Raw genomic sequence first — 26,722 nt, 5'->3', positions numbered from 1 at the left:
TTCTGGGAAGGCCCCCATGACCGTGAACGATCTCCATCGTCCCGTGCATCCCGTCCGCCTGGTCACCGCCTCCGCGTTGTTCGACGGGCACGACGCCTCGATCAACATCATGCGGCGGATCTTCCAGTCCCAGGGTGCCGAGGTGATCCACCTGGGGCACAACCGGTCGGTGCGGGAGGTCGTGGACGCTGCGTTGGAGGAGGACGCGCACGGGGTGGCCGTCTCGTCGTACCAGGGCGGGCACGTCGAGTACTTCGAGTATCTCGTCGAGTCGCTGCGCGGGCAGGGCGCCGAGCACATCCAGGTGGTCGGGGGTGGCGGCGGGGTCATCGTGCCCGAGGAGATCGATCGGCTGCGCCGCAGCGGCGTGACCATCTTCTCGCCCGAGGACGGGCAGCGGATGGGTCTTGCCGGGATGGTCAACTCGGTGGTCCGGGACTGTGACTTCGACCTTTGGGAGAGTAAGTCGGTCGATGCCGCCGCCGTTCTGACCGGTGACCGGTTCGCCATCGCCCGTGCGATCACCGGTGCGGAGCTGGGCAAGTTGCCCCCGGAGCTGCTGGAGCAGGTGCGGGCCGCCGCCGCTGCGCGGGTCACGCCGGTGCTCGGTATCACCGGGACCGGCGGCTCCGGGAAGTCGTCGCTCACCGACGAGCTGGTCCGGCGGTTCCGGGTCGACCAGCAGGACAAGCTGCGGATCGCCGTGATCGCCGTCGACCCGACCCGGCGCAGGGGCGGCGGTGCGCTGCTCGGCGACCGCATCCGGATGAACTCCCTGGACGGCACCCGCGTCTTCTTCCGGAGCCTCGCCACCCGCGGCAGCCGTGAGCTGCCCGAGCATCTGTCCGACGTGATCGACGTGATCAAGGCCGCCGGGTTCGACCTGGTGATCGTGGAGACACCGGGCATCGGGCAGGGCGACGCGGCGATCGTGCCGTACGTCGACACGTCGATGTACGTGATGACGCCGGAGTTCGGCGCCGCCTCGCAGCTGGAGAAGATCGACATGCTCGACTTCGCCGACGTCGTGGCGATCAACAAGTTCGAGCGGCGCGGCGCCAAGGACGCGATGCGTGACGTGGGCCGGCAGATGGTCCGCAATCGCGAGGCGTTCGGCAAGAAGCCCGAGGAGATGCCGGTGTTCGGCACCTCCGCCGCCACCTTCAACGACGACGGTGTCACCGCGCTCTACCAGCACCTGAAGGCAGGTCTGGCCGAGCGCGGGCTGCCGCTGTCCGAAGGCGCCCTGGCGCCGGTCGCCGTACGGCACTCCTCCGGCATCCGGCGGGTGGTGCCCGCCGAGCGAGTGCGCTACCTCGCCGAGATCACGGAGGCTGTACGGGCGTATCACGCACGCACCGAGGCCCTCGCTGACGCGGCCCGGCGTGTGCAGCGGCTGGACGCCGTCAAGGGCGAGCTGGTCGAGGCGGGTTCCGACCCGGCGGGCGTCGAGTCGCTGCTCGCCGACGCGCGCCGGAGCCTCCCGCACGAGATCGGGGACCAGATCCAGAACTGGCCCGCGGTCGTGGCGTCGTACTCCGGCGACGAGCAGGTGGTGAAGGTACGGGACCGGGAGATCCGTACGAAGCTGAACCGTGAGTCCCTTTCGGGGAACCGGATTCCCCGGGTCGCGTTGCCCGCCTTCACCGACCACGGTGAGCTGGTGCGGTTCTGGCGCCGGGAGAACCTGCCCGGCCTCTTCCCGTTCACCGCCGGGGTGTTCCCCTTCAAGCGCGACGGCGAGGACCCGGCGCGGATGTTCGCCGGAGAGGGCGACCCGTTCCGTACGAACCGGCGCTTCAAGCTGCTGTCGGAGGGCCAGCCGGCGACCCGGCTGTCCACCGCCTTCGACTCCGTCACCCTCTACGGCCGTGATCCCGACGAACGCCCCGACATCTACGGCAAGGTCGGCACGTCCGGCGTCTCCGTGGCCACCCTCGACGACATGAAGGCGCTCTACGACGGATTCGACCTCGTCGCGCCCACGACCTCGGTGTCCATGACGATCAACGGGCCGGCGCCGACCGTACTGGCGTTCTTCCTCAACACCGTCATCGACCAACAGACCGAGAAGTTCCGGGCGGCGGAGGGGCGCGAGCCGTCGTCCGAGGAGGCCGCCGAGTTGCGGGCGCACGCGCTCGCGACCGTGCGCGGCACCGTGCAGGCCGACATCCTCAAGGAGGACCAGGGGCAGAACACCTGCCTGTTCTCCACCGAGTTCAGCCTGCGGATGATGGCCGACATCCAGGAGTGGTTCATCGAGCAGAAGGTCCGCAACTTCTACTCCGTGTCCATCTCCGGCTACCACATCGCCGAGGCCGGGGCGAACCCGATCAGCCAGCTCGCCTTCACCCTGGCCAACGGATTCACCTACGTCGAGGCCTACTTGGCGCGAGGCATGGACATCGACGACTTCGCGCCCAACCTGTCCTTCTTCTTCTCCAACGGCATGGACCCGGAGTACTCCGTCCTGGGCCGGGTCGCCCGCCGGATCTGGGCCGTCGCGATGAAGGAGCGGTACGGGGCGGGGGAGCGCAGCCAGAAGCTGAAGTACCACGTGCAGACCTCCGGCCGGTCCCTGCACGCCCAGGAGATGGACTTCAACGACATCCGCACCACCCTGCAGGGCCTGATCGCCATCTACGACAACGCCAACTCGCTGCACACCAACGCCTATGACGAGGCCGTCACCACCCCGTCCGAGGAGTCGGTGCGGCGGGCGCTGGCGATCCAGCTGATCATCAACCGCGAGTGGGGCCTCGCCATGAACGAGAACCCGCTCCAGGGGTCGTTCATCATCGACCAGCTCACCGACCTGGTCGAGGAGGCCGTACTCGCCGAGTTCGACCGGATCAACGAGCGCGGTGGCGTACTCGGCGCCATGGAGACCGGCTACCAGCGCGGACGCATCCAGGACGAGTCGATGCTGTACGAGCAGCGCAAACACGACGGCACGCTGCCGATCATCGGCGTCAACACCTTCCGTCGGCCGGGTGGCGAGGGAGCACCCCACGAGGTGGAACTGGCCCGCGCCACCGAGACGGAGAAGGAGTCCCAGCTCGCGCGCGTCCGCGACTTCCAGAACACGCACGGAACGGAGGCCACGCAGGCGCTCGCCCGTCTGAAGGAGGCCGCCGTGGGCGGCGACAACGCCTTCGAGGCACTGATGGCGGCGGCCAGGGTGTGCACGCTGCGCCAGGTCACCGAGGCGTTCTTCGAGATCGGGGGCCAGTACCGGAGGAACGTCTGAGGAATGGTCGCGCGGCGGCTGGAGTCCGGCTGAGGAACCCTCCGGATCCTCCTCCAGATCCTTGACCCCCGCCCGGCGCTCCCTGATGCTGTGTTGCGACACATGAGATGCGTGCCGTAATGAGCAACGTTCGGCCTGGATCTCCCGTACCAGCCGAGGAGTGGTCATGACTCACCAGGTCCGTGCTGTCGTCGCGCGGGGCAAGGGTGCCCCCGTCAGCCTGGAGACGATCCTCGTGCCGGACCCCGGTCCGGGCGAGGCGCTGGTCCGGATCCAGGCCTGCGGGGTGTGCCACACCGACCTGCACTACCGCGAGGGCGGGATCAACGACGACTTCCCCTTCCTGCTCGGCCATGAGGCCGCCGGAGTCGTGGAGTCGGTGGGCGAGGGGGTCACGGACGTGGCCGCCGGTGACTTCGTGATCCTCAACTGGCGTGCTGTGTGCGGGAGTTGCCGGGCGTGTCTGCGTGGGCGCCCGTGGTACTGCTTCAACACGCACAACGCCAAGCAGAAGATGACCCTGCTCGACGGCACCGAACTGTCGCCGGCCCTCGGTATCGGCGCCTTCGCCGAGCAGACCCTCGTCGCGGCCGGTCAGTGCACCAAGGTCGACCCGGCCGCCTCCGCTGCCGTCGCCGGGCTGCTGGGGTGTGGCGTGATGGCCGGTATCGGCGCCGCCATCAACACCGGGAACGTCGGTCGCGGTGACACGGTCGCCGTCATCGGCTGCGGTGGGGTCGGGGACGCGGCGGTGGTCGGGTCGAACCTGGCCGGCGCCGCGAAGATCATCGCCGTGGACATCGACGACAACAAGCTCGCGACCGCCCGCAAACTGGGCGCGACCCACACGGTCAACTCCAGGGAGACCGACCCCGTCGAGGCGATCCGTGAGCTGACCGGCGGCAACGGCGCCGACGTGGTCATCGAGGCGGTCGGCCGCCCGGAGACGTACAAGCAGGCCTTCTACGCCCGTGACCTCGCCGGGACCGTGGTGCTGGTCGGGGTGCCGACGCCGGAGATGAAGCTCGAACTCCCGCTGATCGACGTGTTCGGGCGGGGCGGCTCGCTGAAGTCGTCCTGGTACGGCGACTGCCTGCCCTCCCGCGACTTCCCGATGCTCATCGACCTCTATCTCCAGGGCCGCCTTCCCCTGGACGCCTTCGTGACCGAGACCATCGCGCTCGACGACGTCGAGAAGGCGTTCGAGCGGATGCACGGCGGCGACGTACTGCGCTCGGTGGTGGTGCTGTGACGGCCGCCGGCGCCCGAATCGACCGGCTGGTCACCTCGGGCACCTTCTCGCTCGACGGCGGCACCTGGGACGTCGACAACAACGTGTGGATCATCGGCGACGAGAGTGAGGCGGTCGTCATCGACGCCGCCCATGACGCCGACGCCATCGCCGAAGCCCTCGGCGGTCGCACGCTTCGGGCCATCGTGTGCACCCACGCCCACAACGACCACATCGACGCCGCCCCCGCGCTCGCCGAACGCGCCGGCGCCCCGATCATGCTCCACAGCGACGATCTGCCGCTGTGGAAGCAGACCCACCCCGACCGCGAACCCGACGCCACGCTGACCGACGGCCAGGTGCTGACCGTCGCCGGGGTCGAGCTGACGGTGCTGCACACGCCCGGCCATGCCCCGGGCGCGGTCTGCCTGTACGCACCCGCCCTGAGCGCCCTCTTCGGCGGTGACACGCTCTTCGCGGGCGGCCCCGGCGCCACCGGCCGCTCCTACTCCCACTTCCCGACCATCGTCGACTCGATCCGGGACCGGCTGCTGACGCTGCCCGGCGACACCGTCGTATACACGGGACACGGGGACACCACCACGGTCGCCGCCGAGGCCCCGCACCTCCAGGAGTGGATCGACCGCGGTTTCTGACCCTCCGGTTCGGCGCCGGCGATCCGTACGCCCCCCAGCAGGGGACTTCGCTGCTTGACGTCTGCCCGATGCCTGCCCGATGTCTGTCCGAGCTGCTTCGAAGCGCTCGGTCCGGCATCGGGCTCGCTTGGTTTCGCGTTGTGCAATGTGCGCGAAGTTGTTCATGACGCAACCCACTGTCATGGCTCATCCCGGTCCCTGGACTTCTTGACAAGGGTTCTGGGCGCCCTCAAACTGACGTTGCGCTTACCGCAATCCGTTTCGCTATACGCACCGAGGTGTCATGATGATTCCCGCGTGCCGTCTCGCGGATCTCCCGCGAGGTGAGGCCCTCCGGCTCGACATCGACCCGCCCGTCTCGGTGTTCCACACCGACGACGGCGAGGTCTTCGCCATCGACGACACCTGCACCCACCAGGATGCCTCGCTCGCCGACGGCTGGTTGGAGGGCTGCGAGGTGGAATGCCCGCTGCACGCCTCGAAGTTCGACCTGCGCACCGGCGCCGTCGACTCCCCGCCGGCCAAGCTGCCCGTGCGGACGCACGAGGTCGTCGTCGAGGACGGCATGATCTACGTACGGGTGTCCACGGACGCCCCCAACCTGCCCCCCTGTATCGCGGCCCGGCTCGCCGGGGGTCCCGCGTGAGGACGGTGGCCGTGGTGGGCGCCTCGCTGGCCGGACTGTCGGCGGCGCGCTCCCTGCGCAAGCAGGGCTATGACGGACGGCTGGTACTGATCGGCGACGAGGCTCACCGCCCGTACGACAGACCGCCGTTGTCCAAGGAGTTCCTGGCCGGAACCCTCGGCGAGGCGGAGCTCGGACTGGAGACGGACGGCGAGGACCTGCGGGCGGAGTGGCTTCTGGGCACCCGCGCGATCGGCCTCGACCGCACCGACCGGTCCGTCCGCCTCGCCGACGGCCGGGTCGTACGCGCGGACGGCATCGTCATCGCGACCGGCGCCGCCGCCCGCACCCTGCCGGGCGCCGACGGCCTGACCGGTGTGCACACCCTGCGCACCCTCGACGACGCCCGCGCCCTGCGCGACGAACTGGCCCGCGGCGGAAGGCTGGTGGTGATCGGCGGCGGCTTCATCGGCGCCGAGGTCGCCTCCACCGCGTACGCCCTCGGCCTCGACGTGACGGTCGTCGAGGCCGCCCCGACACCGCTCGCCGGACCACTCGGCGAGACCATGGGCGCCGTAGTCTCCGGCCTCCACGCCGACCACGGCGTACGCCTGCTCTGCGGGACCGGGGTCAAGGGGCTGAGCGGGGAGAGCCGGGTCGAGGCCGTGCTGCTGGCGGACGGGCGCGGTGTTCCCGCCGACATCGTCGTCGTCGGGGTGGGCGCGCGACCCTGCGTCGACTGGCTGGCGGGGTCCGGCGTGGCCCTGGAGAACGGCGTCAAGTGCGGCGCCGACGGCCGCACCAGCCTGGCCGGTGTGGTCGCGGTCGGCGACTGCGCCAACTGGTACGACCCCCGGGTCGACGCCCATCGCCGGGTCGAGCACTGGACGGGCGCGCTGGAGCGTCCCGCTGCCGCCGTGGCGACGCTGCTGGCGGGGGGTGCGGTGGAGACGGGGGTGCCCCGGCCGCCGTATTTCTGGTCCGACCAGTACGGGGTGAAGATTCAGTTCGTCGGCCATGCGGGGGTCGCTGACAGTGTGGCTGTGGAGGAGGGGGCTGTCGGTGAGCGGAACGTCCTGGCTGTTTACCGGCGGGGCGGGGAGCCGGTGGGTGTGCTGGGGATGAATCAGCCCCGGTTGTTCGTGCGGTGGCGGAAGCAGTTGAGTGCGGTGCCGGGGGTGCGGTGAATTTGGCTGCGGGCCCGGTGGGGGCTGGTCGCGCAGTTCCCCGCGCCCCTGGACGGGTGCGCCCCTGCGGGGCGCTACCCGCCCAGAGCGCTGTCCAGTTGACCGATCATCCACACGACCACGACGTCTCTCCGAGGAGTGCACCGTGACCTCGAACAGCCTGCCCGACAGTCTGATCGCCACCCTTCCCGGCTCCTCCTACACGGACGCGGGGATCTTCGCGCAGGAGCAGGAGCGCATATTCGAGACCATGTGGTTCTGTGTCGCGCGCGCCTCCGAACTGACGAAGCCCGGTGCCTTCCGGACTGTCGACGTGGGCCGCGAGAGCATCCTCGTCACCCGCGCGCGGGACAACTCGATCCGCGCCTACTTCAACGTGTGCCGGCACCGCGGAGCCAAGCTCTGCACGGAGGAGACCGGCGAGGTCAAGCGGGCCTTCCAGTGCCCGTACCACGCCTGGACGTACGGCCTGGACGGCAAGCTCGTCGCCGCGCCCAACCTCACCAAGATGCCCGACGTCGGCCGCACCGAGTACGGCCTGGTGGCGGTGGCCGTCCGGGAATGGCTCGGCTATGTGTGGGTCTGTCTCGCGGAGAACCCGCCCTCCTTCGAGGAGGACGTGATAGGCGAGGTCATCGGCCGGCTCGGTGACGTCGAGTCGATCGAGCACTACGACATCGACAACCTCTCGGTCGGCAAGCGGATCGTCTACGACGTGAAGGCCAACTGGAAGCTCATCATCGAGAACTTCATGGAGTGCTACCACTGCGCCACGATCCACCCCGAACTCACCGAGGTGCTCCCCGAGTTCGCCGACGGTTACGCCGCCCAGTACTACGTCGGCCACGGCGCCGAGTTCGGCGGGGAGGTCCAGGGGTTCACCATCGACGGCTCCGAGGGCCTGGACCGTATCCCGGGTGTCGCCGAGGACCAGGACCGCCGCTACTACGCGATCACCATCAAGCCGCAGGTGTTCATCAACCTCGTTCCCGACCATGTGATCTTCCACCGCATGTACCCGGTGGCCGCCGACCGCACGATCGTCGAGTGCGACTGGCTGTATCTCCCGCACGTCGTCGAGAGCGGCAAGGACGTCACCCGGTCCGTGGAACTCTTCGACCGCGTCAACCGCCAGGACTTCGAGGCCTGCGAACGCACCCAGCCCGGCATGAGCTCCCGGCTGTACGCCAAGGGCGGCGTCCTGGTCCCGAGCGAGCACCACATCGGCGCGTTCCACGACTGGGTGACCGAGCGCCTGGGCACGCGCCTTTAAGGGGCGCGGGGAACTGCGCGACAAGCCCCCACCGGGCCCGCGCCCGACGAACTCACCCCAGATACCCCATCCGATGACTGATCTCCGCCGCCCCCTTGACCAGGATCGGCGCCAACTCGTGCAACCGCTCCGTCGTGAACCGGTAGGACGGCCCCGACGCACTCACCGCCGCGACAACCGCCCCGGAATGATCGCGGATCGGCGCCGCCATCGCGTGCAGCCCGATCTCCAACTCCTCCCGCGTCCACGCGTACCCCCGCTCCCGCGCCTCCGCGAGGTCCCTCTCCAGCTTCGTCTTCGCGGTGATGGTGTGCGGGGTGACCTTCTTCAGGCCGGCCCCGTTCAGCAGTGCGGTGCGGTCCTTCGCGGGCAGGTGGGCCAGCAGGATCTTGCCGCTGGAGGTGGCGTGCAGCGGGGTCAGCTGGCCGACCCAGTTGTACGCGCTGACGGCGCCGGGACCCCGTACCTCGTACAGGTTGACCGCGTAGTGCTCCTGCATCACGGCGATGTTGACGGTCTCACCGATCTCCTCGGCGAGCTGCTCGCAGACCGGGCGGCCCTGCTGGGTGATGTCGATACTGCCGGTGACCGCGCCGGCGAGGCGCACGATGCCGAAGCCGAGACGGTACTTGCCGCGCTCACCCGCCTGCTCCACCAGACCTCGTGCCTCCAGCGCGCCGAGCAGCCGGAAAGCGGTGGATTTGTGAACATCGATCTCGGCAGCGACCTCGCTGACGCCTGCCTCGCCGCGCTGGGCGAGAATCTCCAGAACGCTGATCGCGCGGTCGACCGACTGCACTCCGCCGGCCTGTGTACTGGACGTTTCGGTGTCTGTGCTGTGGTTGCTCACAGCGAAACTATACGCGCAGTAAACAACACCATTGCAAGTAACAGCCCCGAAACCAGAAGCTTGCATGTTGCGCTTCCCGCAACCTGGTGCGTATAGCGCTACTGGATTAGCATGCCTGGCGTATCTACGGCGCGAGCGAGACGAGAGATCATGGCTCCCCTGCAATACGACTTCGTCATCGTCGGCGGCGGTTCGGCCGGCAGCGCACTGGCAAACAGGCTCTCCGCGGACCCGGCGAACCAGGTGCTCGTGCTGGAGGCCGGCCGGCCCGACTACCCGTGGGACGTCTTCATCCACATGCCCGCGGCCCTGACCTATCCCATCGGCAGCCGCTTCTACGACTGGAAGTACGAGTCCGAGCCCGAACCCCACATGGGCGGCCGGCGCGTCTACCACGCCCGCGGCAAGGTGCTCGGCGGCTCCAGCAGCATCAACGGCATGATCTTCCAGCGCGGAAACCCCCTGGACTACGAGCGCTGGGCGGCCGACCCGGGCATGGGGAAATGGGACTACGCGCACTGTCTGCCGTACTTCCGGCGCATGGAGAACTGTCTCGCCGCCGACCCGGACGACGAGTTCCGCGGCCACGACGGCCCCCTCGTCCTCGAACGCGGCCCAGCCACCAACCCGCTCTTCGGCGCCTTCCTCAAGGCCACCGAGGAAGCGGGGTACGCGCCCACCGACGACGTCAACGGGTACCGGCAGGAGGGCTTCGCCAAGTTCGACCGCAACGTCCACCGGGGCCGCCGGCTCTCGGCCTCCAAGGCGTACCTCAAGCCCGTCCGCAAGCGGCCCAACCTCACGGTGAAGACGCGCGCGCTGGTCACCCGCATCCTCTTCGAAGGCAAGCGGGCCGTAGGCGTCGAGTACCAGCGGGGCAAGGGGGCGCCCCAGCAGGTCCGCGCCAAGGAGGTCGTCCTCTGCGGCGGCGCCATCAACTCCCCGCAACTGCTCCAGCTGTCGGGCGTAGGCAACGCCGAGGAACTGCGCGCCCTCGGTGTCGACGTCGTCCACGACCTCCCCGGCGTCGGCGAGAACATGCAGGACCACCTGGAGGTGTACGTCCAGTACGCCTGCAAGCAACCCGTGTCCATGCAGCCGTACATGGCGAAGTGGCGCGCCCCCTTCATCGGCCTGCAGTGGCTGTTCCGCAAGGGTCCCGCCGCCACCAACCACTTCGAGGCCGGCGGCTTCGCCCGCAGCAACGAGGACGTCGCCTACCCCAACCTGATGTTCCACTTCCTGCCCATCGCCGTCCGCTACGACGGCTCGTCCCCGGCCGGCGGCCACGGCTACCAGGTGCACGTGGGCCCCATGTACTCCGACGCCATCGGCTCCGTGAAGATCAAGAGCAAAGATCCGCGCGAACATCCGGCGCTGCGCTTCAACTACCTCTCCACCGAGCAGGACCGGCGGGAGTGGGTCGAGGCGATCCGTGTCGCGCGCAAGCTCCTCAGCCAGCCCGCCCTCGCCCCCTACAACGACGGTGAGGTGTCGCCCGGGGCGAAGGTGGAGTCGGACGAGGAGATCCTCGACTGGGTCGCCAAGGAGGGCGAGACGGCCCTGCATCCGTCCTGCACCTGCAAGATGGGGCCCGCGGAGGACGGGATGGCCGTCGTCGACCCGGAGAGCATGCGGGTGCACGGGGTGGAGGGGCTGCGCGTCGTGGACGCCTCCGTCATGCCCTACGTCACCAACGGCAACATCTACGCGCCGGTGATGATGATCGCCGAGAAGGCCGCCGACCTGATCCTCGGCAAGCGGCCACTGCCGGCTTCCCGTGCCGCGTACTACCGCCACCGCGACGCCGACGCCCAGCAGACCGGGTAGCGGGCGTTGGGTACCTCAGGGCTTCGCGGGCTCAGGGCGCTGCTGGAACGCGTCCGTTACGAGGTCCTGCCCGCGAAGACGACCGAGGAGAAGGTCCTCGCCCACCTGCCGCGCGATGCCGTCGTCACGGTGACGGCATCGCCGGTCAAGGGCCTGGAACCGACCCTCGACCTGGCCGGTCGACTGGCGTCGCACGGCTGTCGCGTCGTCCCTCACGTCCCCGCCCGGCTGCTGCGGGACGACGCCCATCTCAAGGACGTCGTCGACCGGTTGCGGGAGCTGGGGGTGGAGGACGTCTTCGTCCCGGCGGGCGACGCGGATCCTCCGGCCGGGTCCTACGAGGGTGCCTTGCCGGTGCTACGGAGGCTCGGTGAGCTGGGCAGCCCGTTCACGGACGTCGGCGTCACCGGATACCCCGAGAGCCATCCGCTCATCGACGACGACCTCACCATCCAGGCCATGTGGGACAAGCGCGAGCACGCCACGTACATCGTCAGCAACCTGTGCTTCGACGCGCGGGTGCTGGGGGAGTGGGTCGGGCGTGTACGGCGCCGGGAGGTCGCCCTGCCGGTGTACGTGGGCGTCGCGGGGCCGGTGCAGCGGGCGAAGCTGCTGTCCATGGCGACGAAGATCGGCGTGGGCGAGTCGACACGCTTCCTGACCCGGCACCCCCTGTGGTTCCTGCGGTTCGCGGCACCCGGGGGGTACTCGCCGGAGAGGCTGCTTTCGCGGGCGGAGGGGGCGCTGAGCGCACCCGGGGCGGGGGTGGCGGGGCTGCACCTGTTCACGTTCAACCAGGTGGAGGAGACGGAGCGTTGGCGGCGGGCTGTGCTGGAGCGGTTGGGTGGGTGAGGGGCGCCTCGGGGACGCCAACTCCGCCACGCGGTGACGGTGACCCGACTCGGCCCTGACTCCCACGTGGGCCCCTGGGGCAGTCAGGGGCCGCTGGGCACGGCCTCACTCCACCGCACCACCGGCAAGCCCTCGGCGAACATCTGTCGGGAACCGCGTCAACGTGTCTCCGGCCGTCATGGGGGGCCTGTTCTGGGACCTCGGTGAGAGCCGAGGCAGTATGGGTCCATGATTACGCTCACGAAGGAAGACGGCCCGGCGGACCTGGACGGGGTGACCCATCTGTCCATCGGGGCCTCCTGGGACCCCACCTCCGGCGCGAGCGGCGGAGTGATGGGCAAACTCCGCCGCAAGACCGGCACCGACCTCGACCTGATCGCCATCGCCCTGCACGACGGCGACCCGGTGCGCCTGGCGGGTCTCGACTCGCTCGACCCCATCGGCAACGGCTCCCTGCTCCACAGCGGGGACAACCAGACGGGGCACGGGGACGGCGACGACGAGACCGTCATGGTCGAGTTCGCGAAGATCCCGCCCCACATCACCTCGATCGTGTTCGTCGCCGCCGCCTACAAGAAGGGCAGTTCCTTCCAGAAGGCGCGCAACGTCAGTTTCAAGGTGTACGACGCGAGTGGCGGCAGCACCCAGCAGGTCGCCGACATCTGGCCCAGCATGCTCACCACGGACAACGGCTGCGCCGTCGCCAAGGCCGTGCGGTCCGGCTCCGCCTGGAAGCTTGAGGTGATCAACGTGACGGGGAAGATCAAGCAGGGCGACGAACTCGCCCTGATGCGCTTCGCCGCAAGCAAGTGAAGTGCTCTCCCGGCTGAGGCCGGGAGGTTCCTGCTTACCTTGCGGCAGCGGGCTTGACGCGCTTGGCGCGCCTGACGACTGCCCTCCCGGCAGCCGGGACGAGCGCGAGGCCCGTCCGGTACAGGTGCAGGACGTTGCGGGCCGCGTTGTGGTCGGCGTTGCCCGACCAGCCGCAGTCCGGGTTCTTGCACACGAACACGGCCTGGGACTCCCGGCTGCCCGGCGTGGTGAAGCCGCACGCCGAGCAGCGCCGGGAGGTGCCGGGAGCGGGGACCTTGACCAGGGTGCCGCCGAGCTGGGCGGTCTTGTACGCCAGCATGGTGACGGTGCGGCCCCAGGCCTCCTGGCTGATGGAGCGGTTCAGCCCGGTCTTCTGGGCGACGTTCCTCCCCGGCTCCTCAGCCGTTCCTTTGGCGGACTTGACCATGTTCGTGATGGTGAGTGCTTCGACCACGACCGTGCCGTAGGTGCGGGCGATGGTGGTGGTCGTGTGGTGCTGCCAGTCCAGGGCCCGGCGCTTGGCTTTGGCGCGGAGTCCTGCGATCTGGTCGTAGGTGCGGTGCAGCCGGCGGCTGGTGCGCTCGCCGGGCATGCGGTGCTGCTTACGCTGTGCGGCGCGCTGCTCCAGGTGCAGGAGCTTCGCTGTTTCCTTGTTCGTCAGCCATGCGCCGTGCTCGTAGGTTTCGCCGTCCGAGCAGGCGATGGGCACGGTGACGCCCACGTCGATACCGATGTCCAGCCCCGGGTGGGACTCGGGCACGACCTCCAAGGTCTGGACACGGAAGGCGATGTGCCAGCCGAGCGCGTCCTTGATCAACCGGGCCCCGGTGATCCGGTTGTCCGTGTCGGTGTGCTTGCCCACGGGCAGGTCTTTGGTCCACCGGAAGCGGACCCTGCCCACCTTGGGAATGTTGACCATGCCCCACCGGCGGTGCACGCGGGTGATGTTCAGGTCCCGGCCCTGCGGAATGTCCACGGACATCACGCTGGGCGTGCGCATGGGGTGCACCGGCACGCACAGCGAGCAAGATGACCGACTGCCGCGTGTTGCGCGCTCGGCACCGGGCTGGCTCTCAGCACAACGACATGGGAGGAAGCCAGAATGTCGACGCTTATTGAACCGCCCACCCGCGAGCCGCTTGCCGATGTCCGGTCGCTCGAACTGGAGATCACCGGCAAGTGCCAACTCTCGTGTGTGCACTGTTTGTCCGAGTCCAGCCCACAGGCATCACACGGCGACATGACCCCCGAGGACTGGCGAACGGTGATCATCGACGCTGCTGCCCTCGGCATCCGGACCGTTCAGCTCATCGGGGGTGAGCCGACGGTTCACCCGCAGTGGCGGGAGTTCGCCGAACTCGGGCTATCGCTCGGGCTGCACGTGGAGGTGTACTCCAACCTGTTCAACGTCAACCCGGCGTGGTGGGGCCTGTTCACGCAGGACGGGATCACTCTCGGGACGAGCTATTACAGCGACGACCCTGGGGAACACGACCGGATCACGGGGAAGTCTGGCAGTTACGTCCGTACTCGGTGCAACATTCGGGAAGCCGTCAACCGTGGCGTGACTGTGCGGGCCGGAATCGTGGATGTCCTGCCGGGGCAACGCGTCGCCGAAGCTCGGGTCGAGTTGGAATCCATGGGGGTGACGCTCGTCAACACGGACCGGGTACGGGCGGTGGGGCGGGCCGGCCTGCCGGGTCGGTCGTCGACGCTGGAAGAGATGTGCGGGCGGTGTACGCGAGGCCGTGCGGCGGTTCTCCCGAACGGAGATCTCGCCGGATGCGTGCTGTCACGCGACTTCCCGGTGGGCAACGTGAGGCAAACCCGGCTCGCCGACCTGCTCGGGGGCCCGCGGTGGGCGGAACTCTCGGCGAGCGTCCCCACCCCGCGCATCGCGTGCACCCCGAACGATTCGGGTGACTGCGACCCCGCGAGCACCGAAGCGTGTGACCCCGCGTACTGATGACTGAAAGGCTCGGCGGCATGGATTGGGAGAAGAGAGCGGCAAGGCTCGCCGACCAGGTGGCAGACCCGGATTCCCGGTGGCGCCCGGTGGTGGCGGCCGTGCCCCGGCATGAGTTGATCCCGCGCTGGTGGGACGTCGACGACTCGGGTGAGTGGGTTCTCCGTGAGGGGGGAGCCGACCTGGACGCGTGGGCCGAAGCGGCTTACGCGGACCGGTCGTTGGTGACCAGGGTCGGTGGGCTGCATGCCGACCACGCGAGGCCCGGCGACCGTCCGAAAGGGTTGCCGACCTCGTCCGCAACGTTGCCGAGCCTTGTCGTCCGGATGCTCCGGCATGGACGACTCGGGGCGGGGCTGTCCCTTCTGGACCTGGGTACCGGAGCCGGCGGGCTCACCGCGTACGCGTCCTGCCGGATCGGCGACCGGTACGTGATGAGCCTGGACGTGGACGCGTATTTGACCAACGCGGCGGCTTCCCGGCTCGCCAACATGGGGCTACATCCCAAGTTCGTCACCGCCGACGCGACGGAGCGCGTGCCGGGCATGTACGAACGGATCGTTTCCACGGTCGGGCTGCCCGCCGGGCCGGGTCTGCGTCCCGTACTCGCGGCTCTCGCCACGGGCGGACGGATCGCGACAACGCTGGGGCGGACTTCTCTCATCATCACCGGCTGGAAGCACACCAACGGCGATGTGGTGGGGCGGGTGGAGCGCGACACCGCCGGGTTCATGCTCACGCGCTCGGGGGACGACTACCCGCCCGCTCTCACCGAGTTGTTCGCCACTGCGCGCAAGGCGGACGGGGAGGAGACGACCACCGGCCGCTATCCCGTGGTGGACGTGGCGAACGCGTGGGAACTGCGATCCATGCTGGAAGTCACGACGCCAGGTGTGGAACTCGCCTACGAGCAGAGCGACCGGACCCGCACCGCGTTCCTCGTCCACGCGGACGGTTCATGGGCCCGGGCATCCGCCGAGTGGACCGACCCGCCGGAAGTCCACCAGGGCGGACCCCAGCGGCTGTGGACCGCGCTGGAACGCATCCGCAACCGCCTCAACGCGGAAGGGTCGTTGCCGCTGCTCGGCGCACAAGTCCGCATCACGCCTGACGGGGTGTGTCATCTGGCCCGTGGGAAATGGCGCGCGGCTATGGGCGCCCGATAGGGCCCCCGGCAGGAGAGACCTGGCAGGCCAGACTGACGCTTGGAATCGTTTGGGATTGACCCCAGAAACAGGATGTGTGACGAGAGCGGTCCGGGTGTCTTGGTCGCAGAGCGAGGCTGCTGCCAGGTGGGGCCGCGATGTCAGCGCCGCTGCTGCCGCCCACCTGCCGGTCCCGGTGAGCGTGGATACAGAACGGCCGTACACATCGGGGCTATTGCTGCTCCCACTGTTCCTTGGTGATCTCGTACCGCACGCCTCCGTGCTCGGAGCCCTCGACCATCTCCATGTCGGAGGGAGTGGGGATGTTGTCCGCGAGTGTCATCGCGAGCTTCTCCATGATGTTGCGTGAACGGTGGTTCACGCACATGGTCTCGGCCCAGACCATGCGCACACCGAGCTCTGTGAACGCCTTGCCCAGCAAGGCGCGCGAGCCCTCGGTGGCGTAGCCCTTGCCCCAAGCCGCCTGCCGCAGCCGGTAGCCGAGTTCGACTTCGTCCAGCGGGCCCTCCGGCTCGGGGCGAAGGACGAACCAACCGATGAACGCGCCGCCGTCCTTCTCCTGCGCGGCGAACAGTCCGAGGTCGCCGTCCCACTTCTCGTAGCCGGCGAGGATGTTCGGCAGGTGGCGATCGCGGACGAGCTCCGGCGCGGTCGGATTGCCACCGGTCAGGAAGCGCATCACCGCCGGGTCACTGTCCAGCTCGATCAGCAGGTCCGCTTCGTCGGCGGTGAAGCGGCGCAGGGCCAGGCGCTCGGTCTCCAGGTAGGTGTGCACGAGTCGATCCTGCCTGAGGCGAGTCGGGCAGCCCAACGGTTTTCCTCGGCCGGCGGATCATCACTCCGCCTCCACAGCCGCGGCCAACTGGAAGATGGTCGCCAGATCGGGCAGGCCGCGCAGCGAAGCAACGACCTTGCTGCTGGCGAACTCTCGCTGGGCGGCGGTCACACTCGGGTCGATTGCGCACTCGGCCTGTACGTAGATGAAGTTCACGTCCGTTGCGAAAAGCATGGAGAACGACTGCGGGCCTCTGATGGCGGCATGTCCTCCGGCGCTCCGATAGGACCGGGCCAGTCGCCGGGCGGCGTCGAGGTCGGTCTGGTTGCGGCCGGCCCATACGTACACGGCGCTTGCGAGTTCTCGTTCTGCCGAAAGGGACCCCGCGTTGTCCCAGTCGAGGAGAACCGGGCCGTTCGAGCCGACCAGAACGTTCTGGGGCTGCAAGTCGCGATGCGACGTCACCAGACCGTCGGGGTCGGAGGGAGTCACCCACTGCGCCAGCTCTGGCGCGGAAGTGGTGATGAACTGGCCCAGCGCGTCCGACCACGGGAGGCCCGCCTGGTGAACCTTCTTGTGCAGGTCCTGCCAGTCGGCTTCCCGGGGGCACTGCTCGTACCAAGGGTTCGGTGCCTCACTCGCGCCCTCTCCCGCCTGGTGAAGGAGCGCCATGGTCCGGCCGAACCAGTCCAGGATGTCCGGGTCGGACGCGTCCGCCGTGGTGCCGTCGATCCAGTCGTACAGCTTGACGTAGGAACCGCCGGCAGCGGGCGGGAGGTGGGTGACGTAGGAGCCGTGGCGATTGGGGACAATCCGCGGTGATGCGATTCCCAGGTTTTCCGCGGCCTGCCGCAACGCTACCTCCCGGCGGACCTGTTCTTCGTCGCAACCGAAGAGGAGTTCCTTTATTGCCCAGGAGGAGCCTTCTCCGGATAACTTCCAGATCTGACCCAATGCGCCGCGGGTCACGGGTGTCGTCGTCCACGGCCCGGCGCCGAGGGTGTAGGTCTCCGCTATCAAGTCGGCTGCGTCGTGCATTCAGGCACCTCTCCGAGGGTGAATAGTCAGCGTCGACTGTACGTCAGCTTGCTTTGCCGGTGGCGATTCGTTTCCCGGGGCGTCCTCGAACCGGCTGGCATCCCCAGCAGCGGGAGACCGCCACCCACCGCCGTCCCGTGGTGGACGTGACGAACGCGTGTGGAACTCGCCTACGGGCAGAGCGAGCGGAACCGCACCGCGTTGCTTGTCCACGCGGACGGTTCACGGGCCAGGGTGTCTGGCAGGTCCAGGGTCGGTCGGGATTGCCGTGCCGGCCCCCAGTCGGGTCCGCTGTCCGGATTGGGGGCCGGGTGGACGCGGTGCAGGCACGGTCTCGGTGATCATGTGAGTGTCGAAGTCCCATGAACACTTGGTGAGTCCGTGCCTGCTTCCGTGTCTTCCCTCTTACCCTCTGTGCTGGCGCAATCGCAGATGGCGTGCACGCTATTGGGATTTCAATCATTCTATTGCGCCAGTCATTATCAAGGTGAATGGTTAACCGAATTCACAGTTGACCAGGAAACTGCAATTCCCGGATGCTCTGCCGCGTCCACAGTGTTAGCTTGTTCAGGGCGGCATTTTTGCTAGAGCCTTCGAAAAGCCTTCGAAAAGGCACTGGAGCAGCAGGGTGCTGGGTCCGCCGATGAACCGAACCAGCGCGTGCCGGGGATGTCGTGGCTACGGTGCGAGTTCCCACAGCCGGGCGGTACCGGTGAAGGCGAGCAGGGGCAGCCAGGCGAGCCACCTGGCCACGCGGCTCGGGCCTTCGGCGGGCTCAGAGGCACCCGAAGATGTCGTACCCGGATGCAGATGCTTCGCCCCTGTTCGTTCCGCCGGAGGCGGCGTTCTCCGCTGAGCTGATCCGGCTCGATCGTCCATGCGACGGCAGGGGCTGCTGAGTGCGAGTCGGCCCAAGGAGGCGACGACGATGACTGAGCAACATGTGGTGCTGGAGGGAAGCGAGAGGCCTGCCATAACCGATGCCACCCGGGTGGCGGACGCGGACGCCGAGGCTCCGGTGAGTGTGACCGTCACCCTGTGCGGAAAGGTGGTCACCGACGACCAGATCCCCGACGAGCGGCGCGAGGACGCCGAGAAGACCAAGGCCGTACTGGAACGCTACGGCCTCACGGTCGACGAAGTCCGGCTCCAGCCGGGCAGTGTCAAGGCCAGCGGTCCGGTGAGCGCCATGAACGCCGCCTTCCAGACGGACCTTGGCATCTATCACGGTGCCGAGCAGGGCGAACTCCGTGGCCGCGAGGGCGAGTTGAAGATCCCGGCCGAGCTGGCGGGGATCGTGACCGGAGTTTTCGGGCTGGACGAGCGGCGGGTGGCGCGGCGGGCCGCCGCACAGGCCACGAGCACGGGCAACGGCACGGGCTTCCGAGGGTCGTTCTCGCCTGCAGACCTCGAGCACCACTACAACTTCCCCGAAGGCCAGGGGGACGGCGAGAGGATCGGGATCGCCGAGTTCTTCCCCTGTGGTTACTTCGACGACGATCTGCGGGCCTTCTGCGACGGCCACGACCTCCCCACACCGCAAGTCGATGTCGTACCCCTCGACTTCGACCCGCCCCGGTCCCTTGGGGCAGCTCGGCAACTGTCGCCGGACGCCGAAGACGACACGCTCGAAGTGATGATGGACGTGGAGATCGTCGCCGGTCTGTGTCCGGCGGCCCGGATCCAGGTCTACTTCGTCCCATGGACCCAGAAGGGTTGGATCGATCTGATCGACCAGGCCATCGCGGACCGGCCGGTGGCTCTCTCGATCAGCTACGGGCTTCCGGAGACGGATCCCGGCTTGGCGCCTGCCGCCCGTGATGAGGTCTACAAGCGCCTTGAGGGTGCGGCGAGGCTGGGGATCACGGTCTGTGTCGCCTCGGGTGACGACGGAGCCGGGGCTCAGATCCAGGACGGCGCCGCCCATGTCAGCTTCCCGTCCACAAGCGAGTTCGTCCTCTGCGTCGGCGGCACCAGCATTGACTCCGCCGGCCGGGAAGTGTCCTGGTGGGAAGCGCCGGGGCGCCGCAGCGGCGACGGCGGCGCGAGCGGGGGTGGCGTCAGTGCCGTCGTCCAGCGCCCGCAGTGGCAACAGAACATCCACGTGGACTCCCTGAACCAGGGCGCCATCAAAGGGCGGGTCGTACCGGACGTGGCCGCGCTCGCCGGCCGTCCCGGCTACGACCTGACGTTTGAGGGACGGCTCAAGCCCGCCGGTGGCACCAGCGCCGGCACCCCGCTGTGGGCCGCACTGATCGCCCGCGTCGACGCCGCACTGCCGGCCGGTAAACGGCGGCGTTTCCTCACCCCGCTGCTCTACAAGAGCGATGGCGCCAACAGCCAGCCGCTCGGCCAGGCGGTCTGTCGCGACATCGCGGCCGGCCACGACAACAGATCCAACCCCCCGGCGGTGGGCTACCCGGTCAAGGCCGGGTACGACGCCGTCACCGGCTGGGGCGTCCCGGACGGCGTCGCGCTGGTGAAGGGACTGGAGAGCGTCTAGGCAGACGTCAGAGGGTTTCTTGCCCGGTAGTGGATCTGTTGCCGTTCCGGGCAGGAGCCCAAGGATCGGCATACGCGGCGGCATTGAGTTCTGAGCGACGACGGCCCGGCCGCGAAGGAGTCGAGCGAGTCCCTTGCTGCGCAGGTCGCGGCGAGGGACTCACTGGTGCACGTCTTAAGGTCCTTACGTGACACACACCTTCGAAGAACTCCTGGAGAAGCAACGCGCCGCCGACCAGGCGCACGCGACTGTGCAAGCCCTACGCGACCAGGGCGACCCGCCCGCCTACGAGACCGCGTGGCAGGCATGGCGCGACCTCGCCCGAGACGTACAGGCCGCGGTCACCGAGCACGCGAAAGAGCAGGGCGCGATGCGGGCCGCAGTGGAGCTTGATGTGAAGAGGGCGGTCCGGTAACCGAGTAGCGAGTACCTACGCTGAAAGAACCCTGGGCGGGTCGCCCTGCGACAGTCGCGGGCGGTGTGGCGTAGGGCTGCGGCGATGCTGGTGTGGCCGTCCTGGCGGTGGATGCCGGTGGCGAGGTTGCGCAGGCCGGCCACGACGCGTGGGAGGCGGCCGCAATCCCGACCGGCCCGATCCTGCGAGACACCTTGGCCCATGGGCCCTGGCGTCCGCCGAGTGGACCGACCCACCCGGGAGTCCACCTGGGCGGACCCCAGCGGCTGGGGACCGCGCTGGAACGCATCCGCAACCTCCCCAACGCGGCGGTGTCTCTCGAGTGCCGGGCGGCCCGATATGCCCCGGGCCTGTGCTGGAGAAGCGGTTGGGGTGGGCGGGTGGGAGAGAGGGCTGAGTGGATCGGCGTTCAGTGTTGGACCCCGGCGCAGGGATGTCCGAGGGCGCCTGGGGAGCATGCCGAGACGGGTGGGTGGGTGGGTGACACCCGTATACAACCCGCTCAGCGGAAAACCACCGTCCGGCTGCCCTCCACCATCACCCTGCTCTCGCTGTGCCACTTCACCGCGTGGGCCAGGACCTGGGCCTCCACGTCCCGGCCCACTGTCACGAGTTCGCCGGGGTCGAGTGAGTGGTCCACCCGTACTACGTCCTGCTCGATGATCTGGCCCTCGTCCAGGTCGGATGTGACGTAGTGGGCCGTCGCGCCGACGAGCTTGACCCCGCGGTCGTAGGCCTGCTCGTACGGGCGGGCGCCCTTGAAGCTGGGGAGGAAGGAGTGGTGGATGTTGATCGCCCGTCCCTCCAGCTCCTTGCACAGGTCGTCGGTGAGGACCTGCATGTAGCGGGCCAGTACCACCAGATCGATGTCCAGGTCCCGGACCAGCTCCAGCAGCCTTGCCTCCGCCTCCGGCTTGGTGTCCCGGGTCACCGGGATGTGGTGGAAGGGGATGCCGTAGCTCTCCGCCAGGCTCTCGAAGTCGCGGTGGTTGGAGACGATCGCCGGGATCTCGATGTTCAGGCCACCGGTATGGCGGCGGAACAGGAGGTCGTTCAGGCAGTGGCCGAACTTCGACACCATGATCAGGGTCCGGGTCGGGGTCGACGCGTCCCGCAGGGTCCAGGAGATGCCGTAGGCCTCGGCGACGGGACCGAATCGGTAACGCAGGATTTCCAGGTCCGCGTTCGGATCGGAAACGTCGAAGTGGACCCTCATGAAGAAACGGCCCTGGAGTCGATCATCGAACTGCTGGCTCTCCAGGATGTTTCCCGAGTTCCGGACGAGAAAGCCGCTCACGGCGTGGACCAGCCCCGAGCTGTCGGGGCACGAGAGGGTGAGGACGTACTCACTGCCAGCTACCGGTCGAGGAAACTTAGGGGACACGTCGGCCTCCGTTGGTGCGTATTGCACAACATGGTGAGCGATACGCAACATGGTCGGCTCGGTGGCCGCTCCGGTCAAGGGTGGAGCCCCGTGGCCGGCCGCTGATCAGTCCCTGACGAGTCCCTGATGGGCACATGCATGAGTCCTGGCGGACTCCTGGTGAGGCCCTGTCGAAATCGTCATCCGCCAACCACTTGACGTATGTCCGCACATTCGCGAGGGTGTTCCACCACAAGCAATTGGGTGCACGATGCGCAACGAATTTCTGTTGAAAGGCTTGGCGCGTGGCAGACCTGTATGTGGACGGTGAATGGCGGGAGCCGGTGGCCGGTGGCCGCCGCGAAATCCGATGTCCCGCTGACGGCAGGCTCGCCGCCACCGTCTCGGAGGCGACACGTCCCGACGCCGAGGCCGCGATCGCCGCCGCCCGCCGCGCCTTCGACACAGGACCCTGGCCGCGTACCCCCGAGCGGGAGCGCGGCCAACTGCTGCTGCGCACCGCCGGCATCATGGAGCGCGACGCCAAGGAGTTCGCCCGCGCCGAGTCGCTGGACACCGGCAAGCGGCTGGTGGAGAGCGAGTACGACATCGCCGACGTCGTCTCCTGCTTCCGTCATTACGGCGGGATCGGGGGTACGGATGCCGGCCGCGTCATCGACACCGGGCGGGACGACGCCATCAGTCGCGTCGTCTACGAGCCCGTCGGGGTGTGTGGGCTGATCACCCCTTGGAACTACCCTCTCCTGCAAGCCAGTTGGAAGGTCGCTCCGGCCCTCCTCGCCGGCAACACCTTCGTCCTCAAGCCCAGCGAACTCACCCCCTCCACCTCCATCCTGCTGATGAAGGCGCTGGCGGAGGCCGGACTCCCCGCCGGAGTCGGCAACCTCGTCCTCGGTGCCGGGCCCGAGGTGGGCGCTCCGCTCTCCGAGGACCCTGCCGTCGACATGGTCTCCTTCACCGGCGGCCTGGAGACCGGCAAGCGCGTCATGGCCACCGCCGCCGCCGGCGTGAAGAAGGTGGCGCTGGAACTCGGCGGCAAGAACCCCAACGTCGTGTTCGCCGACGCCGACTTCGAGGCGGCCGTCGACTTCGCCCTCACCGCCGTCTTCCTGCACTCCGGGCAGGTCTGTTCCGCCGGTGCGCGGCTCATCGTCGAGGATTCCCTCCACGATCGGTTCGTGGACGAGGTGGTGCGGCGAGCCCGGCGGATCCGGCTCGGCGGGCCCTTCGACGCCGAGGCCGAGACCGGCGCCCTGATCTCCGCCCAGCACCTGGAGAAAGTCGAGGCGTATGTCGCCGCCGGGCTCGCCGAAGGTGCCGTGCTGCGCTGCGGCGGTGAGCGGCCGGACGATCCCGCGCTCGCCGGCGGCCACTACTACCCGCCCACCGTCCTCGACGAGTGCACGCAGGACATGCGCGTGGTGCACGAGGAGTCCTTCGGGCCCGTACTGACCGTCGAGCGCTTCAGGGACGAGGACGACGCCGTACGCATCGCCAACGACACCGAGTACGGACTCGCGGGCGCCGTCTGGACGCAGGACGCCGGAAAGGCCCAGCGGGTCGCCCGGGCGCTGCGCCACGGCACCGTGTGGATCAACGACTACCACCCCTACGTACCGCAGGCGGAATGGGGCGGTTTCGGACACTCGGGTGTGGGCCGGGAGCTGGGACCGAGCGGCCTGGACGAGTACCGAGAGCCCAAGCACATCTGGCAGAACATCCAACCCCGGCCGCAGCACTGGTTCCGCGGCTGAACGCCGAAAAGAGGTCGATCGTGACCCCAGTACAGACCGAGGTGCCGCAGCGGCGCGGCACGTCCCAGGACTCGGACGGCACGCCGGTCATCTCCGTGCGCGGCCTGTGGAAGGTGTTCGGGCCGAAGGCCGACCGGGTGCCGGAGTCGGAGGAGCTGTGTGGGCTCACCCGACGCGAGCTGATGGACCGTACGGGATGCACGGCCGCCGTACGCGACATCGACTTCGACGTGTCGCCCGGCGAGGTGTTCGTGGTCATGGGGCTGTCGGGCTCCGGCAAGTCGACCCTGGTCCGATGTCTCACCCGGCTGATCGAGCCCACCGCCGGCGAGATCGTCTTCGAGGGCGAGAACATCCGCGACGCCGACGAGAAGCGGCTGCGCCAGTTGCGCCGCGAGAAGTTCTCCATGGTGTTCCAGCACTTCGGGCTGCTGCCCCATCGGCGTGTCGTCGACAACGTCGCCTTCGGGCTTGAGATACGGGGGATGGGCAGGGCCGAGCGTATGAAGCGGGCCCTGGAGGTCGTCGAACTCGTCGGGCTCTCCGGGTACGAGAACTCCTACCCCGACCAGCTCTCCGGCGGTATGCAGCAACGCGTGGGCCTGGCAAGGGCGTTGGCGGGCGACCCGGAAGTCCTGCTCTTCGACGAGCCGTTCTCGGCGCTCGACCCGCTGATCCGGCGTGACATGCAGAACGAGGTCATCCGGCTGCATCACGAGGTCGGCAAGACGATGGTGTTCATCACCCACGACCTCTCCGAGGCGCTCAAACTCGGCGACCGCATCCTCATCATGCGCGACGGCAAGATGGTGCAGTGCGGGACGGGCGACGAGTTGGTGGGCGCTCCCGCCGACGACTACGTACGCGAGTTCGTGAAGGACGTGCCGCGCGCCGACGTCCTCACCCTGCGCTGGATCATGCGCCCGGCGGTGGACGGCGACGCCCTCGACGGTCCCGAGCTGGGTCCGGACGTCGTCGTGCGGGAGGCCACCCGGGCCGTCCTCGCCGCCGAGAAGCCGGTCAAGGTCGTCGAGAACGGCAAGCTGCTCGGCATCGTCGGCGACGAGGAGATCCTCGCGGTCGTCGCCGGGCAAGGACAGGGACAGGCGCAGGAAGGCGACGTGCGATGACCGTCGCCATGGAGAAACCCCCGGTACCGGAGCCGCCGCAACCGCAGGACGCGGCACCCGAGACCGCGCGGCCCGTCGCGGCCGTACGACGGGTCAGCCGGCGCATGGTGGTCGGGGCGATCCTCGTCGTCTGGCTGGTGCTGTTCGCCGTACTGCGCGGCACGAACACCCTGACGCTCGCGGCGGCGGACCTCACCGGGCTGCACCGGTGGCTGAACGACGTCAACGACTCGATCGGCGCCGACCGCAACTCCAACCCGCTCTTCCTCTACTTCTTCAACGAGATCCGCCTGGTCATCGACAACCTGGTGACCCTCGTCCAGCACCTGATCTCCCAGCCGTCCGACTCCCGTCCCCTGCCGCAGATCGGCTGGCTCGGGGTCGTCGGCATCGCCGGGTTCGTCTCCTGGGCGGTGGGCAACTGGCGGGTGGCGCTGCTGACCGTCGCCGGGTTCGTCTTCTTCGGGCTGCAGGGGCTGTGGCAGGAGAGCATGGACACCCTGGCGCTGACGCTGTCGGCGGTGTTCGTGGCGCTGCTGTTCGCGATCCCGCTGGGCGTGTGGGCGGGGCTGTCCGGCCGCGTCAACAAGATCATGACGCCGTTCCTGGACTTCATGCAGACGATGCCCACCATGGTCTACCTCGCCCCGCTGACCCTTTTCTTCCTCATCGGCGGCGCCTCCGCCGTCATCGCCACCGTCGTCTACGCGGCCCCGCCGGCGATCCGGATCACCGCGCACGCCATCCGGTCCGTGCCGGAGACCACCGTTGAGGCGGCGGACTCGCTGGGCGCGACCCGCTGGCAGTCGCTGCTGAAGGTCCTGCTGCCGATGTCGAAGCGGACCGTCGTGATGGGCGTCAACCAGACCATCATGGCCGCCCTCGCCATGGTCACCATCGCCGCCCTGATCGACGCGCCCGGCCTCGGCAAGACCGTCTTCCAGGCCCTCCAGTCGCTCGACGTCGGTACGGCCTTCAACGCGGGCCTCGCCATCGTCGTCATGGCCATCGTCCTCGACCGCATCACGACCGCCGCGAGCGGACGCGAGGAGGCCGCCCGGCGCTCGGGCGGCCGACTCCTCGCGTACAGGCGGCAGTTGGTGGTCGCGGGAGCGGCCGTCACCGCCGTCCTCGTCTATCTGTCGCACACCTACGTATGGGCGGCGGAGTTCCCCGGCGAGGGCAGCGTCGGCAGTTCCGTCGCGAGTGGCGCCGACACCGCGAGCACCTGGGTGCAGGACAACCTGTCGGGCCTGACGAACGCGTTCCGCGACGCCCTCACCAACGGCCTGCTCAACCCGTTCCAGACCCTGCTGACCGACTCGCCCTGGTGGCTCGTCGGCGCGGTCCTGGTCGGGCTCGCGGTGGTGCTGGGCGGCTGGCGGTCCGGGGTCACCACGGCCGTGTGCGTGGGGCTGCTGGTCGCCACCGGTGTCTGGTCGGACAGCATGACGACCCTGGCGTCCACGCTCGTCGCCACGGTCATGACGATACTGCTGGCCGTCGTCGTCGGTGTGTGGATGGGCCGCAGCCAGCTCGCCGACCGGCTGATCCGGCCCACCCTCGACGCGGCGCAGGTCATGCCGCCGTTCGTCTACCTCGTACCGTTCCTCGCCCTGTTCGGCGCGACCCGCTTCACGGCGATCGTCGCGGCCATCGTCTACGCGGCCCCCGTCGCCATGAAGATCATCGCGGACGGGATACGGAACGTGCCCGCGACCACCGTGGAGGCGGCCACCTCCGCCGGGTGCAACACCTGGCAGATCATCACCAAGGTCCAGCTGCCGATGGCACGCAGCGCTCTGACCCTGGCCACCAACCAGGGTCTGATCTACGTGCTGTCGATGGTTGTTGTGGGCGGCCTGGTAGGCGCGGGCGCCCTCGGCTACGACGTCGTGGCCGGCTTCTCGCAGGGGCAGCTGTACGGGAAGGGGCTGGCGGCGGGGCTGGCCATCGTCCTTCTCGGAGTCATGTTCGACCGGATCACTCAGGCAGCGGCGCGGCGTGCAGGCGCGTAAGGAGCT

Annotated in this window: 21 protein-coding genes; 16 read left to right on the top strand and 5 right to left on the bottom strand. The window is 68.7% G+C overall.

The window, feature by feature from the left end:
* Positions 1-22: 22 nt before the first annotated feature.
* From icmF to QA861_RS40015, 6 genes are all read left to right on the top strand, one after another.
* Positions 23-3,250: a fused isobutyryl-CoA mutase/GTPase IcmF gene (gene icmF / locus QA861_RS40040; protein WP_334594997.1), complete on the top strand. Its 3,228-nt coding sequence runs from the start codon at positions 23-25 to the stop codon at positions 3,248-3,250.
* A 166-nt stretch (positions 3,251-3,416) separates the two neighbouring features.
* Positions 3,417-4,502 (top strand): S-(hydroxymethyl)mycothiol dehydrogenase, encoded by a 1,086-nt coding sequence (locus QA861_RS40035; protein ID WP_334593772.1) that lies wholly within the window; start codon positions 3,417-3,419, stop codon positions 4,500-4,502.
* Complete coding sequence (locus QA861_RS40030) at positions 4,499-5,137, top strand: MBL fold metallo-hydrolase (RefSeq protein WP_334593771.1); 639 nt, start codon at positions 4,499-4,501, stop codon at positions 5,135-5,137. Before QA861_RS40035 ends, QA861_RS40030 begins: the two co-directional genes overlap by 4 nt.
* A 283-nt stretch (positions 5,138-5,420) precedes the next feature.
* A complete protein-coding gene (locus QA861_RS40025; RefSeq protein WP_334593770.1) occupies positions 5,421-5,783 on the top strand; it encodes a bifunctional 3-phenylpropionate/cinnamic acid dioxygenase ferredoxin subunit in 363 nt (120 codons plus the stop codon).
* Entirely contained in the window at positions 5,780-6,949 is a 1,170-nt protein-coding gene (locus tag QA861_RS40020; protein ID WP_334593769.1) for an NAD(P)/FAD-dependent oxidoreductase, read from the top strand. The genes QA861_RS40025 and QA861_RS40020 overlap by 4 nt, the downstream gene beginning before the upstream one ends.
* Positions 6,950-7,094: 145 nt before the next feature.
* Positions 7,095-8,222: an aromatic ring-hydroxylating oxygenase subunit alpha gene (locus QA861_RS40015; RefSeq protein ID WP_334593767.1), complete on the top strand. Its 1,128-nt coding sequence runs from the start codon at positions 7,095-7,097 to the stop codon at positions 8,220-8,222.
* A 52-nt stretch (positions 8,223-8,274) separates the two neighbouring features.
* Here QA861_RS40015 and QA861_RS40010 read toward each other — a convergent pair whose 3' ends face one another.
* Positions 8,275-9,021: an IclR family transcriptional regulator gene (locus QA861_RS40010; RefSeq protein WP_334594996.1), complete on the bottom strand. Its 747-nt coding sequence runs from the start codon at positions 9,019-9,021 to the stop codon at positions 8,275-8,277.
* A 201-nt stretch (positions 9,022-9,222) separates the two neighbouring features.
* Between QA861_RS40010 and betA the strand changes: the two genes are divergently transcribed.
* The 3 genes from betA to QA861_RS39995 all read left to right on the top strand — a co-directional run bounded on the left by betA (position 9,223) and on the right by QA861_RS39995 (position 12,567).
* Positions 9,223-10,902, top strand: coding sequence for a choline dehydrogenase (betA, locus tag QA861_RS40005; RefSeq protein WP_334593766.1), 1,680 nt, complete (start codon positions 9,223-9,225; stop codon positions 10,900-10,902).
* 6 nt (positions 10,903-10,908) lie between these two features.
* Positions 10,909-11,754, top strand: coding sequence for a methylenetetrahydrofolate reductase (locus QA861_RS40000; protein WP_334593765.1), 846 nt, complete (start codon positions 10,909-10,911; stop codon positions 11,752-11,754).
* A 228-nt stretch (positions 11,755-11,982) separates the two neighbouring features.
* On the top strand, positions 11,983-12,567 hold the full coding sequence (locus tag QA861_RS39995; protein WP_334593763.1) for a TerD family protein: 585 nt from the start codon (positions 11,983-11,985) through the stop codon (positions 12,565-12,567).
* Between the two features lie 34 nt (positions 12,568-12,601).
* Here QA861_RS39995 and QA861_RS39990 read toward each other — a convergent pair whose 3' ends face one another.
* Positions 12,602-13,567, bottom strand: coding sequence for an RNA-guided endonuclease InsQ/TnpB family protein (locus QA861_RS39990; RefSeq protein ID WP_334593761.1), 966 nt, complete (start codon positions 13,565-13,567; stop codon positions 12,602-12,604).
* A gap of 102 nt (positions 13,568-13,669) precedes the next feature.
* Between QA861_RS39990 and QA861_RS39985 the strand changes: the two genes are divergently transcribed.
* Together QA861_RS39985 and QA861_RS39980 are read left to right on the top strand one after the other, a co-directional pair.
* Positions 13,670-14,533 (top strand): radical SAM/SPASM domain-containing protein, encoded by an 864-nt coding sequence (locus tag QA861_RS39985; RefSeq protein WP_334593760.1) that lies wholly within the window; start codon positions 13,670-13,672, stop codon positions 14,531-14,533.
* A gap of 20 nt (positions 14,534-14,553) precedes the next feature.
* Positions 14,554-15,699: a methyltransferase domain-containing protein gene (locus QA861_RS39980; RefSeq protein ID WP_334594995.1), complete on the top strand. Its 1,146-nt coding sequence runs from the start codon at positions 14,554-14,556 to the stop codon at positions 15,697-15,699.
* Positions 15,700-15,910: 211 nt separating this feature from the next.
* On the opposite strand, the gene QA861_RS39975 is transcribed toward QA861_RS39980, so the two are convergent.
* Positions 15,911-16,474 carry a GNAT family N-acetyltransferase gene (locus QA861_RS39975; protein WP_334593758.1) on the bottom strand — a complete coding sequence of 188 codons (564 nt, stop codon included), beginning with the start codon at positions 16,472-16,474 and terminating at the stop codon, positions 15,911-15,913.
* A gap of 60 nt (positions 16,475-16,534) precedes the next feature.
* Positions 16,535-17,512: a phosphotransferase enzyme family protein gene (locus tag QA861_RS39970; RefSeq protein ID WP_334593757.1), complete on the bottom strand. Its 978-nt coding sequence runs from the start codon at positions 17,510-17,512 to the stop codon at positions 16,535-16,537.
* Between the two features lie 928 nt (positions 17,513-18,440).
* Here QA861_RS39970 and QA861_RS39965 point away from each other — a divergent pair.
* Together QA861_RS39965 and QA861_RS39960 are read left to right on the top strand one after the other, a co-directional pair.
* Positions 18,441-20,015, top strand: coding sequence for a S53 family peptidase (locus QA861_RS39965; RefSeq protein ID WP_334593756.1), 1,575 nt, complete (start codon positions 18,441-18,443; stop codon positions 20,013-20,015).
* Positions 20,016-20,202: 187 nt separating this feature from the next.
* A complete protein-coding gene (locus QA861_RS39960) occupies positions 20,203-20,430 on the top strand; it encodes a hypothetical protein (protein ID WP_334593755.1) in 228 nt (75 codons plus the stop codon).
* A gap of 502 nt (positions 20,431-20,932) precedes the next feature.
* Here QA861_RS39960 and purU read toward each other — a convergent pair.
* Positions 20,933-21,814, bottom strand: coding sequence for a formyltetrahydrofolate deformylase (purU, locus tag QA861_RS39955; RefSeq protein ID WP_334593754.1), 882 nt, complete (start codon positions 21,812-21,814; stop codon positions 20,933-20,935).
* Positions 21,815-22,098: 284 nt separating this feature from the next.
* Between purU and QA861_RS39950 the strand changes: the two genes are divergently transcribed.
* From QA861_RS39950 to QA861_RS39940, 3 genes are read left to right on the top strand one after another with little or no spacing between them, the layout of a single operon-like run.
* Complete coding sequence (locus QA861_RS39950; protein WP_334593753.1) at positions 22,099-23,568, top strand: aldehyde dehydrogenase family protein; 1,470 nt, start codon at positions 22,099-22,101, stop codon at positions 23,566-23,568.
* Positions 23,569-23,588: 20 nt separating this feature from the next.
* Positions 23,589-24,698, top strand: coding sequence for a quaternary amine ABC transporter ATP-binding protein (locus QA861_RS39945; protein WP_334593752.1), 1,110 nt, complete (start codon positions 23,589-23,591; stop codon positions 24,696-24,698).
* The gene (locus QA861_RS39940; protein ID WP_334593750.1) at positions 24,695-26,716 is read left to right on the top strand and encodes an ABC transporter permease; all 2,022 of its coding nucleotides are present in this window, start codon (positions 24,695-24,697) and stop codon (positions 26,714-26,716) included. The genes QA861_RS39945 and QA861_RS39940 overlap by 4 nt, the downstream gene beginning before the upstream one ends.
* Positions 26,717-26,722: the final 6 nt, after the last annotated feature.

The organism is Streptomyces sp. B21-083 (assembly GCF_036898825.1).
Lineage (GTDB): Bacteria > Actinomycetota > Actinomycetes > Streptomycetales > Streptomycetaceae > Streptomyces.
This window is presented reverse-complemented; position numbering and strand designations above follow the sequence as displayed.